Genomic DNA, 12,807 nt, shown 5'->3' with positions numbered 1-12,807 from the left:
GGTATCATTATGGCGACATCACTCCTTCATCGCCTGCTTGGAACACTTGGTCAACGATCATCTTCGCGGGTTGAGCCGCTCACACCACCAGTACAGGCGTATGTCACCAGTACTACACCCACGGCAACGCTAACCAGTAGCCAGGAACTGCGTGACTACCCACCGGTCGAACGCTGGCAAGACTGGACGGAGTACGATCCCAAAGCCTGGCCGCAAAAGGTTGCCCGCCGCTACACGCTGGTACCGACGGTCTGCTTCAATTGCGAGAGTGCCTGTGGACTGCTGGCCTACGTTGATGTCGAAACCCTCAAGATCAAAAAGTTCGAGGGCAACCCGCTCCACCCCGGTAGTCGCGGTCGCAACTGTGCGAAAGGGCCGGCAACGCTCAATCAGGTCTATGACCCCGACCGGATTCTCTATCCTTTGAAGCGTGCTGGCAAGCGTGGTGAAGGCAAATGGGTGCGCGTCTCGTGGGATGAAGCGCTCGACGATATTGCCGGTCGTATCCGCAAAGCAATTATCGAGAAGCGCCAGACCGAGATCATCTACCACGTTGGTCGTCCCGGTCACGATGGCTTTATGGAGTGGGTATTGCCGGCATGGGGCGTCGATGGTCACAACTCGCACACCAACGTCTGCTCGTCAGGTGCACGCTGTGGGCAGGCGATGTGGATGGGACTCGACCGGCCTTCACCCGATCACGCGAATGCGCGTGTCATTCTCCTCATCAGCTCGCATCTTGAGACCGGCCACTATTTCAACCCGCACGCCCAGCGGATTATGGAAGGTAAGATGGCCGGCGCAAAGCTCATCGTGCTCGATACCCGCCTCTCGAACACCGCCTCACTGGCCGATGAGTGGCTCTCGCCGTGGCCGGGCAGCGAGACGGCAATTCTGCTTGCGATTGCTAACTATCTCATTCGTACCGGGCAGTACAATCGCGATTTTGTGCGCCGCTGGGTCAATTGGGCAGATTATCTGCGGGCCGAACATCCCGATCTACCGGTTAGCTTTGAGCATTTCGAGATGAAGTTGCAAGAGCTTTACGCTCAGTATACCTTTGAGTTTGCGGCCCAGGAGAGTGGAGTCAGTGCTGAGCAGATCGAGCGTGTAGCCAAAATCATCGCCCGTTGCGAAGGCAAACTCGCCACCCATAGCTGGCGCAGCGCAACCAGTGCCAACCTCGGCGGCTGGATGGTCGCTCGTTGTCTCTGGTTCCTCAATGTCCTGACCGGATCGATTGGGGTCGAAGGTGGAACATCGGCCAATGTGTGGGACAAATGGATTCCGCGTCACCCGAACATGGCACCCCACGTGAAGGTCTGGAATGAGCTGACCTGGCCACAGGAGTATCCGCTCAATTTCTATGAAATGAGCATTTTGCTCCCGCACTTCCTGAAAGAAGGACGGGGTAAGGTTGACACCTATTTCACCCGTGTCTACAATCCGCTCTGGACAAACCCCGATGGCATGAGCTGGCTGGAGGTCTTGACCGACGAGAGCAAGATCGGTCTCCACGTCCATCTCTCGCCGACGTGGAGCGAGACCGGCTGGTTTGCCGACTATATTTTGCCGATGGGTGTCGGCGCCGAGCGCCACGATGTGATGAGCCAGGAGACGCACGCCGGTTGCTGGATTGCCTTCCGTCAGCCGGTTCTGCGCGAAGCAATGCGCCGCCTGGGCAAGCCGGTGAACGATACCCGTGACGCTAATCCCGGCGAAGTCTGGGAAGAGGTTGAGTTCTGGATCGAGTTGTCGTGGCGGATTGATCCCGATGGTAGCCTGGGTATTCGCAAGACCTTTGAAAGCCCGTACCGACCTGGTCAGAAGATTACTGTTGATGAGTTCTACGGCTGGATGTTCGAGAACCACGTGCCGGGTCTGCCCGAAGCCGCGGCGAAAGAGGGATTAACCCCGCTGGAATACATGCGTCGCTACGGTGCATTCGAGCTGCGGAAGGGCGTACAACCCACCTTCGATAAACCACTCAGTGCGGCTGACCTGAGCGACGCGACGATTGATCCGAATACCGGTATCGTCTACACCAAAACACCGGCACCACCATCGTCGAATATTACGCCATTGCCCTACTTCGAGCCTGATCCCGAACGTGGCCGACCAATTGGTATCAAACTGGAAGACGGTTCGATTGTGACCGGCTTCCCCACCCCGTCGCGCCGGCTTGAGTTCTACTCAACTACCTTACGCGATTGGGGGTGGCCGGAGTACGCTATTCCTACGTACATTCACAGCCACGTGCATCCCAGCAAGATTGACCGGAGCAAGAATGAGGCGGTACTGCTCTCTACCTTCCGACTACCTACACTGATTCACACCCGCAGCGGGAATGCCAAGTGGCTATACGAGATCAGCCACAAGAACCCGGTCTGGATTCACACCAGCGATGCCGAACGGCTCGGCTTGCGTACCGGTGACCTGATCAAAGTCGTGACCGAGATCGGCTACTTCGTTGATCGGGTTTGGGTGACTGAAGGCATTCGCCCTGGTGTCATCGCCTGTTCGCACCATCTGGGGCGATGGCGACTCCAGGAAGATGGCGGCGGTCGACTCTCGACTGCTCTGGTCGAACTCAAACAAGAGGGTCAGGGTGAATGGCGTATGCGTCAGCTTCACGGCATCCGCCCCTACGAGAGCGACGATCCCGACACCTCGCGCATCTGGTGGGAAGATGCCGGTGTGCATCAGAACCTGACCTTTGCCGTACACCCTGATCCAATCAGCGGCATGCACTGCTGGCATCAGAAAGTACGCCTCGAACCAGCCGGCCCGAACGACCGCTATGGCGACATTTATGTCGATACCAAACGGGCACACGAAGTCTACCGTGAATGGCTGGCGATGACGCGACCGGCAAGCAAGGTGTCACCAAACGGCATGCGTCGGCCACACTGGCTGTTGCGACCGTTCCGCCCGGCCCGTGAGGCGTATTTCCTGCCGGAGAAAAAATCGTGAACGATACCGCTGACCTTGTAGCCCGCCAGACCCTGGCCGATGTCATTGGCCGTCTCCTTATCGCACCGCCTTCCGCTCAGCTTTGGGCGGAGGCGGTGGCACTGCCTGAACTGGCAACGGTGATGACAGATCAACCGGAGAGCCTGGCGGTTGCGTATGAGCAGACCTTCGGACGCAATGTCTACCCTTACGAGTCGCTTTACCGCGACGAAGAACTCATGCTCAACACCGCAGCCGCCGATCAGGTGGCGGCTTTCTACGCTACCTGTGGCTTTACGCCACCGCAGACTGTTGGTGCTCCCGACCATTTGGGGATCGAATTCCTCTTTCTTGCCCGCCTGATCGCCACTGAAGCAGCAGCTCTGGCCGATGGCGACAGTAGATTGCAGCAGTGGGCACACCAACACGCAGCGTCCTTTCTCGGCAACCATCTCGCCGTCTGGGTGCCGGTTTGGGCGCATGCTGTGCAGCGCATTCCCGGTCATCCACTCTATCAAACCCTGGCCACCCTCGCGGTAGAATTTATCGAGAGCGAGCTGGAGCGTCTTCAACCGGTACCGTCCTCATCTCGCTCATACATTCCGCTCGCCACGAGCGCTGCCTCGCCAGAAACAGATGACCTCAACACGCTGATACGTCATCTCATTACACCGGTACGCGCCGGCATCTTCTTCAGCCGCGCCGATTGCTCACAGTTGGCCCGCCGGCTCGGATTTTCAATCCCAATTGGGGATCGCTTCACGATGATGCGCACCCTCTTCGAGACTGCCGGTGAGTTTGAGCAAGCAGACGGATTAATCGTTGCCTTGCAAGAAATGATGTCAGCCGAAGCACAAAGGTTGTCTATGCTGATTGATGGGCAGGCGGTCTGGCAACCATTTCTCGCCCCGTGGATCGAGCGGTTGGAGCGTAGTCAACGCTTGATCAGCACCTAGCTTTACACCAGACCCGGTCTTCGGCACTCTTCAGCCGCGAATGCACAGGCTTGCGCCTATGCAATTTGCTTGTCGTTATCAACCAGTGCGACTCCACGCGACGTTGCTCACTGCACAACATCAGAGACACATCTTGAACTGATGTCCCCTGATCCCAACGGCTCAAGGATGAACAGAACCTGTGAGCGCGGGCAAGCGGTAGGGCTTGATGATGAGCTGAAAGCCCTCAGCCCCGGCCCCCCTACCGCAGTGCAGGCTATGCATTACCCACGTGTCACGCTGCGTTAGGCCGGGCTGCAAGCGCTCCCCGTGGCGAGGGCTTCCAGCCCGCGTGCAGGCATCCCCACTACCGCCGTCATGTGCTGGTCGTGGCCGCTGGTGCACAGGCTAGAAGCCTGCGCCACGGTCTAATACACCATCTACCTCCGCCACCACTGCGACCATCCGCTTCCCGTTCGTGACGTAACACCCACGCGACAATCCGTAGGGGCAGGTTCTAAACCCGCCCCTACGGAACCGCCCCTACGTCCCACCATCATCAGAGGCACGTACCGGCACGGGAGTCCGCTGCAAGCCTCGCCGGATCGTGAGCACGGCTGGTGCGGCAGCGTGGCTGCCGCACTCCATACCACGCGCCACGGGTAACGCCGCCGGAAACCCGTATCCACCCCGGCGGGTGCAGCGGCAATGCCGTTCGCCGGGTCTGTGATCACGACCATCGTGATCGGGTGATGTCCCTTATTCACCACCTCCCCTGGATGGTCAGGTGAACGGCCCAGGCACCGTCTGTAGGGGCGGGTTTAGAACCCGCCCCTACGGAACCGCCCCTGCGTCCCACCGACACCAGCACGCTGTGGGGCAGGCTGCTGGCCTGCGTTCAGCCATCCCTATCATCAGAGGCACGTGCCGGCACGGGAGTCCGCTGCAATCCGCGCCGGATTGTGAGTACGGCTGGTGCGGCAGCATGGCTGCCGCACTCCGTACCACGCGACACGGGCATCACTGCCCGGTAACGGTATCTTCGCCGAAACGTGATCTCACTGCATGCGGAGCGAGAATGCCAGTTTGGCATCTCAACGCTTAGGGGTGGTGGCAGGGGAATTGTCGGATCACGGCTCATGAACTCTCCTCCACCAGAATCCACCCGGCCTTTTGGCTTTCAGCCCCCGTGCGCTGCCATGCTATACTTGGGTGTGTTTGCATATCTCACAAACACGTGAGAAACGTTGCGCTCACCGGTTTTGCAGGTTATTGTTACGAACAATTGCCTGTCATGCACCGACATTCATGCTCTTTTCGATAGCTTTGGACAAGGAGCTTCATCATGATCACCTATACGATTGCAATGCCAATGCCGCATTCCCACCTCTTTCATGTGCAGATCGAGATCGAACGTAACGAAACCGGTGAGATTCGCCTATCGTTACCGGCATGGACTCCTGGTTCATATATGATTCGTGAGTTTGCACGCCATGTGCAGGAATTTCAAGCAGTTGACACGCAGGGTGTGCGGTTGCCGTGGCGAAAAATTCGCAAAGATTGCTGGCTGGTTGAGGCCGGTGCTGCGTCGCGGGTGATAGTGACCTACAAAGTATACGCATTTGATCTTACCGTGCGTACCAGTCATCTTGACGGATCGCACGGCTATTTCAATGGCGCAAATGTGTTTATGTATGTCCACGGTCGCACGCAGGAACCATTGGCCCTGCACGTCGATCCGCCCACCGGCTGGCAGGTGACGACCGGCCTGACCGCGTTACCGCCCGATCCGGCGCGTCCGCAGCGCGCTTCATTCCAGGCCACCGATTACGATGAATTGATCGATTGCCCGGTTGAATGCGGAACGCATCGCTTGCTCACCTTCACGGTTGATGATGTCCCACACACTATTGCCATTTGGGGCCACGGCAACGAAAACGAAGAGCGATTGCTGGCCGACACCAAACGAATCGTTGAGGTGCAGCGAGCAATGTTCGGTAGTCTACCCTACCGCGACTATACCTTCATCGTGCATCTGACCGATGGCAAGGGTGGTGGACTCGAGCATCGCAATAGTGCTACCAATATGGTTGACCGCTGGACATTCGGTGAGCACTACGAGCGCTATTTGAGTCTGACCTCGCACGAACTGTTTCACGCCTGGAACGTCAAGCGATTGCGCCCGGCACCCCTGGGGCCGTTCGATTATCAAAACGAGAACTACACCCGACTCCTGTGGTTGATGGAGGGTGCCACCAGCTATTACGACGATTTGCTTCTGGTACGGGCCGGGCTGATGAGTGAAGAGCGTTATTTGCAAAAACTGGCAGAGAAGATCGTCCAATTGCAGAGTCAACCCGGTCGTCGTCTCCAGAGCCTCGAACAGAGTAGTTTTGATGCCTGGATTAAGTTCTACCGTCCTGATGAAAACAGTATCAATTCAAGCATCTCGTACTATTTGAAAGGTGCGTTGGTGTGCTGGATGTTTGACATGGCGATCCGGGCGCAAACCAATAACGAACGCAGCTTCGACGATGTGATGCGCTATTTGTACCAGCGTTACCCAATCACCGGGCCTGGCATCCCGGAGGACGGCGCAGTACTGGCGGCAATTGAAGCGATTGGCGGTACAGACAATGGCTTACGTTCGCTCTACGAACGCTATGTTGTCGGTGTCGACGAGCTGGATTATGCAGCAGCGCTGGCTGTTGTCGGGTTGGAACCGCGCTGGCAATACCGCCGACCACGGCCCGATGGTCAGCCACCGGCATGGCTGGGTGTGAGTTGGAAGAAACAGGGTGAGCGCACCATTGTGGCTACAGTGCGCAGTGACGGCCCTGCTTACGAAGCGGGGGTATATGCCGATGATGAGCTGGTTGCCCTCGATGGCTGGCGCGTCAATGAAGAGCGTTTGCAGCAACGACTGCTTGAACGTCAACCCGGTGATGTCGTGCGGTTGACCCTCTTCCGGGGAGATGCGTTGATTGACGTCCCGGTGACACTGGCTGTCGCGCCATATGATATGCTATCACTGGTCAATGTAGCAGCGCCGACGGCTGCCCAATTGCACACCCGTTCAGCGTGGCTGCAAAGAATGGTCTAGGCACTTCACAGAACAAGAGTGACAGCGACGATGAATACAACGTCAACTGAGACACGCAAAGCAATGGCGGCAGCGGCGGCGGTAGCCCTGGTACGGCCAGGGATGGTGATCGGGTTGGGCTTTGGCAGTACTGCCGCCTACGCAACACGCATGATTGCCGAACGTCTGCACCAGGGTGATCTGAACGACATCGTTGGTGTACCGTGTGCCGAGGGCACTGCCCAACTGGCTCGCGAACTGGGTATTCCGCTCACAACGCTCGACGAAGTCGCTGCGGTGGATTTGACCATTGACGGCGCTGACGAGGTTGATCCGCAACTATCGTTAATAAAAGGAGGCGGCGGAGCACTATTGCGTGAAAAGATGGTCGCGCAGGCCAGTCGGCGGGTCGCGATTATTGTTGATGACAGCAAACTGTCACCAGCCCTCGGTACACGCTTTGCCTTACCGCTCGAAGTCGTCGATTTTGGCTGGCGCGCCACTGCACGCTGGCTGGAGGCACAAGGCGGAACGGTGCAGCTTCGCCTGCGGGCCGATGGTCAACCCTTCCGTACCGATCAGGGAAACCTCATTCTCGATTGGAAGTGCGGCCCACTCAATGATCCGGCAGCGCTGGCAGCTCAGCTATCAGCGCGAGCCGGCATTGTCGAACACGGTCTGTTCATTGGTCTGGCAACCGATCTCTTCGTAGCCGGCCCGGACGGTGTGCAGCACGTGACCACCAGCGATTGCGGTACAATAGCCTGGTAGGCTTTCATTCGCGGAAGGCGTGGATTGAAACCATCATAACAACAGGGATGCTATGCGGCTTGCGCCTTCAATTCTCACGGCTGATTTTGCGCGTTTGGGCGAACAGGTTGCCACAGCCTGTGCTGCCGGTATTGACTGGATTCATCTCGATGTGATGGATGGCCGGTTTGTGCCGAATATTAGTTTCGGTCCGCTGGTTGTTCGCGCATTGCGACCACTAGCCGATCAATACGGAGCATTACTCGATGCTCACCTGATGATTGTTGAGCCGGAACGCTACCTGGCCGACTTTGCCGCTGCCGGTGCCGATCTGATAACCGTCCACGCTGAAGCGACGCCTCACGTGCATCGGGCCGTGCAAATGATCCACAATCTGGGCAAAAAAGCCGGGGTTGCTATCAACCCGGCAACTCCTCTCAGCATGGTCGAAGAGCTAATCGATCAGGTAGAACTCATCTTGTTAATGACGGTCAATCCCGGTTTTGGCGGACAGACGCTCATTCCGTCGGTACTCGCAAAAGTACAGCGGCTGCGCACCCTGCTGGGTGATCGTCCGGTGGAGATTATGGTTGATGGTGGGGTAAATCCAACCACCATCGCCGCCTGTGCAACTGCCGGTGCGACGGTGGCAGTGGTTGGATCGGCGGTATTTGGCCCGCAACCAATCCCGGATGCCATTAGCGAGCTGCGCATAGCGTTGGGTGAGGCCGTTCCGGGTAAGTGATGGGCTAAAGGATGCAAGCGGGTCAAAACAGAACCTTACTCTTGTGGACAGGGCATGTGTTGAAATAATGCAGGTGATCTATGTATCTGGCCGGTGACATCGGCGGCACAAAGACAATTCTGGCCCTCTTTGATCAGGCGACCGGGCCACATCATCCGGTTTTTGAACAGACATTTGCCAGTGCGCGTTATCCCGATTTAGAGACGATGATCGCTGAGTTTCGCGAACAACATCCGGTTCCCATTGAGGGCGCAGCGTTTGGCGTCGCCGGGCCGGTGGTCAGCGGACGGGCCAGTATCACGAATCTGAGCTGGACAATTGACGCTGCCAGATTGAGTACAGTGTTAAACGGCGCACCGGTACGCCTGTTAAACGATCTGGAAGCGATTGCCCAATCGGTTCCGATTCTCGAACCTGCTGATCTGGAGACACTTACTGCGGGGCAAGCCATTGCTGGTGGCGCAATTGGGGTCATCGCCCCTGGTACCGGTCTGGGTGAGGCATTTCTCACCTGGGACGGGGTGCGCTATCGCCCGCACCCCTCTGAAGGCGGTCACACGACATTCGCGCCCCGCAATCAGGTTGAAAAAGATCTGCTCGATTACCTGCATCAACGGTACAATCACGTCAGCTACGAACGTGTCTGCTCGGGCATTGGCATACCGAATTTGTACGCTTTTGTACGTGATCGACTGCTCCAACGCGAAACGCCGGCGGTCGCCGAGCAACTGGCCGCTGCCAGTGATCCCACACCGGTCATTGTCCAGGCCGGGATGGCAACCGAACAGATGTGCCTGGTATGCCGTACCACCCTTGAACTGTTCGTTGACATTCTGGCAGCCGAAGCCGGCAATCTGGCGTTAAAGGTACTGGCGACCGGCGGCGTATACATTGGCGGTGGTTTACCACCACGGATGCTGCCATTGATCAAGCGTGAACGATTCCTACAGGTCTTCCGTGATAAAGGACGTTTCAGTGAATTGCTGAGCCAGGTGCCGATTCACGTCATTCTCGAACCGAAAGCCGGTCTCCTCGGCGCGGCAGCAGCAGCAATGAGTTGACACCGTTAGTATTTTAGTGTATAAATAACACTAAATCACAACGGAGGGAGATAATCGATCATGCAGGATGAACGCCCGGTACCTTACGACATCAGCAAATATCAACTGCCGGCTGTCACGGTCGATGTGGTCATCTTCAGCCTGATCAATCGTACCCTGCACGTCTTACTGGTACAGCGCAAGCGCTGGCCATTTGAAGGACGCTGGGCGATACCGGGCGGTTTCATCCGGCTTGACGAATCGCTTGAAGAGGCTGCACGTCGTGAACTCGAAGAGGAGACTGGGGTACGAGATGTGTACCTTGAGCAGCTCTACACCTTCGGCGATGTTCAGCGCGATCCGCGTCACCGTGTGATCAGTGTGGCCTACATTGCACTGGTACGCGCTGATGCACAGACGATCCGGGTGAGCGCTGAGAACAGCGATGTGCGCTGGTTCCCGGTTGACCACCTGCCCACGCCGTTGGCCTTCGATCACGATCAGATTCTGGCCTATGCCCTCTCGCGATTGCGCTCGAAGCTTGAGTATACGACGCTGGCGTTTCAGTTGCTACCTGAACTCTTCTCGATCCTCGAATTGAAACACATTTACGAGCAGATTTTGGGGGAAAAGCTCGACAAGGGCAATTTCTACCGCAAGATCAAAGAGGCCGGTATTCTGGAAGAGACACCCTATATGCGTGAAGGCCGTGGGCGACCAACCCGCCTCTGGCGGTTTCGCCGTGATCGATCCGGCGATAAGCAATTTGTCTTCCGCTGGCGCGAGGATCGCCGTGAAGGGGTGAGTTGACCGACCCCAAGATCAGCTTCTCTAATGTTTCTGCAAGCGTTTGTCATCAGAATCGATAGGGTAGAACCCTGTTCTCGCTTCGTGCACCCCCGTGCGGGACTGCCATGCATTACCCATAACTCGAATACTGCATAGCTCGCATGCGGGCGAGGGGCCGGGGATGAGGGCCGGCGAGTCGGCGGGTTAAAACCCAGCCTCAATTCGTAGAAGCCCCGCCGGGGCTGACCTGACGGCGAGGAGTGGTGCCAGACGCACGTGTGGATAACCCCAACGGGGCTTCCACGTCGTGAGGGAGGGCTTCAGCCCGCACGACCAGATCGGCGGGTTTGGCTGCACGCGGGATCGAGGCTGCGGAACACCTGACGCCTGGTGTGCGTGACGAACGATGCGCCGTGTTCAGCACGATGTGTTATGAGGGGTCATACCGGCTTCTGTGTGACATGTGGGTAATGCATAGGCGGGACTGGTGGGGTAGCGCGAGGAGGGGGTATCGCACTTGCCCTAACGGGGCTTGCACGCGGTCAGGCAGGGCTTCAGCCCGCATGACGGCAGGACTGGCCTGACGGCGGGAAGGGGACATAGAAGTTACGGTATATCGCTCCCCTGAGCCAACACGCGACAGCAGGAGCCATCTGTCACCGGTAGTTCCCACCCCCAGAGATGAAATAGGATCGGGGCGTGTCGCAGGTCACTGGTGGATACAACACCACCGTTACCCACTCATCACCCATCACGCTGGCGCTGTACCTGAGCGTGATAACCCGTGAACCGGTTCGTGTGCACCGCTGACAAACCACCATAAGCGCACTGGTAGTACGCCGGCAGTGCGCCAGCATGGGTCTGACGACCCGAATGATGTCATTCAAGATATGATTTACTCACTATATTCCGCGCAACGTTTGCGCTCCTGAACCGGTTTATATAGAGAACACCGTTTCTGCTCAGGAGCGCATTATGATCCAGTACGCTCTTCCATCTGCCCGCCACTGCTGCCTTTGCGCACCGACCATCAACAGACCGTCTCTCTCCCACACGCATCACCCGGCACGCTGGCGATCCGGTGTGGTACAATACTGTTCCAACGCCGCTTCCACGCCGATACCAACATCATCAGGGAGGTATCACGATGACCCACCTCAAGCCCAACCTGACTCGTGCGCGCGCACCACGTACAGCCCCTGCCGACGACCCGTTTCGCTACGGCTGGCGCTTTGTGCCCCGCCCCACCCCCGACGATCCCCATCACCTCGAACAGGTGCCACTCACTCTCGAGGATGTCCTCCATCCGGAGGTGGGAGACGTCATCGTGCATAGCGCGACCGTCACGAAACCGACCGGATGTATCTCACCAGTGTGTTGCGGGAGCGCCTGGAGCCGTCGGGGATAGCCATTGTGCTCACCGATGTGCGTATCGCCTGGGACGTGCCCAACCTCCGCCCGCACAGCCCGGATGTGACGGTCATTCCCGGTCTCCCCGCACGGCGGAACTGGAGCACTTTCGATGTGCGGGATGAAGGCCAGCGTCCGGCGCTCATCATTGAGATTACCTCGCCGGAGACCCGCCAGAATGATCTGGAGGCCAAGGTTGAGCACTATGCCTGGGCAAGGGTGGCGCAGTACGTGATCGTCGACACCACCCGCTCTGAGCCACGACAGCTGCGCTTACTGGACTATCGATTGGTCGGGGATCGCTATGTACGCCAGCGGCTCGACGCGAATGGGCGGGTGTATCTGGCGATAGCCCGGCTCTGGGTCGGAATTATGGGCGACCACGTGGTATGCTACGACGAGCAGGGGGTGGAGATCGGCGACTACACTGAGGTGGTGCGGCGTGCCCGCCAGGAAGCGGCAGCCCGGGCGCTAGCGGAAGAGCGAGCACGCCTGGCTGAAGAACAAGCCCGCCGTGAGGCCGAGGCTCGCGCCGCTGCTGAAGAACAGGCCCGCCGTGAAGCCGAGGCCCGCGCCGCTGCTGAAGAACAGGCCCGCCATGAAGCCGAAGCGCGTGCCGCAGAAGCGGCAGCACGCGCCGCTGCTGAAGAACAGGCCCGCCGTGAAGCCGAGGCTCGCGCCGCCGCTGAAGCACAGGCCCGCCGTGAAGCCGAAGCACGAGCGGCAGAAGCGGCGGCACGGGCGGAAGTCGAAGCTCGTCTCCGCGAGCTTGAGGAAACATTACGTCGATTGCACGGCAACGGATAGTGTTATCGGGAGTGCAGCATAGTGTGCGGCGAATGGGCTTGTCACATACGCAGCCGGTTCGGGAGTTTCCCTATTTCATGTGGTGTCCTGAACTGGCTGCCTGTGTAGCCAGGATGTAAAACGTTGTTCAGCTTCTCGACGCCAAGGCTCGCATATCGATCAGATTACTACTGATAACTCAAGTTGCCGCCTGTACTATGGGCATGCCATGGAGTTTGACCGCCAGGATAAACAGCACGACGTTGTGCGCAACACTGTGTGGCGTACCTGCATGAACGATGTGGGGAGTATCCAGTT

General features: G+C 58.0%; 7 protein-coding genes and 1 pseudogene. All 8 read left to right on the top strand.

Annotated features, from left to right (window positions below; translation table 11 throughout):
* Positions 1-9: 9 nt before the first annotated feature.
* The gene (locus CAUR_RS16815) at positions 10-2,973 is read left to right on the top strand and encodes a molybdopterin-dependent oxidoreductase (protein WP_012259048.1); all 2,964 of its coding nucleotides are present in this window, start codon (positions 10-12) and stop codon (positions 2,971-2,973) included.
* On the top strand, positions 2,970-3,908 hold the full coding sequence (locus CAUR_RS16810) for a TorD/DmsD family molecular chaperone (RefSeq protein WP_012259047.1): 939 nt from the start codon (positions 2,970-2,972) through the stop codon (positions 3,906-3,908). The genes CAUR_RS16815 and CAUR_RS16810 overlap by 4 nt, the downstream gene beginning before the upstream one ends.
* 1,324 nt (positions 3,909-5,232) lie before the next feature.
* Entirely contained in the window at positions 5,233-6,990 is a 1,758-nt protein-coding gene (locus CAUR_RS16805) for a M61 family metallopeptidase (protein ID WP_012259046.1), read from the top strand.
* Between the two features lie 30 nt (positions 6,991-7,020).
* Positions 7,021-7,740, top strand: coding sequence for a ribose-5-phosphate isomerase RpiA (gene rpiA / locus CAUR_RS16800; protein ID WP_012259045.1), 720 nt, complete (start codon positions 7,021-7,023; stop codon positions 7,738-7,740).
* A 52-nt stretch (positions 7,741-7,792) separates the two neighbouring features.
* A complete protein-coding gene (gene rpe, locus CAUR_RS16795; RefSeq protein ID WP_012259044.1) occupies positions 7,793-8,464 on the top strand; it encodes a ribulose-phosphate 3-epimerase in 672 nt (223 codons plus the stop codon).
* Positions 8,465-8,544: 80 nt separating this feature from the next.
* Positions 8,545-9,525: a glucokinase gene (gene glk / locus CAUR_RS16790; protein WP_012259043.1), complete on the top strand. Its 981-nt coding sequence runs from the start codon at positions 8,545-8,547 to the stop codon at positions 9,523-9,525.
* 60 nt (positions 9,526-9,585) lie between these two features.
* Entirely contained in the window at positions 9,586-10,314 is a 729-nt protein-coding gene (locus CAUR_RS16785) for an NUDIX hydrolase (protein WP_012259042.1), read from the top strand.
* Positions 10,315-11,440: 1,126 nt separating this feature from the next.
* Positions 11,441-12,510: pseudogene (locus CAUR_RS16780) on the top strand (Uma2 family endonuclease).
* The last annotated feature ends 297 nt before the right edge of the window (positions 12,511-12,807 follow it).

The sequence above is a fragment of the Chloroflexus aurantiacus J-10-fl genome, from assembly GCF_000018865.1.
Classification (GTDB): domain Bacteria; phylum Chloroflexota; class Chloroflexia; order Chloroflexales; family Chloroflexaceae; genus Chloroflexus; species Chloroflexus aurantiacus.
The sequence above is the reverse complement of the archived record's forward strand: the minus strand, read 5'-3'. Positions and strand labels throughout refer to the sequence as shown.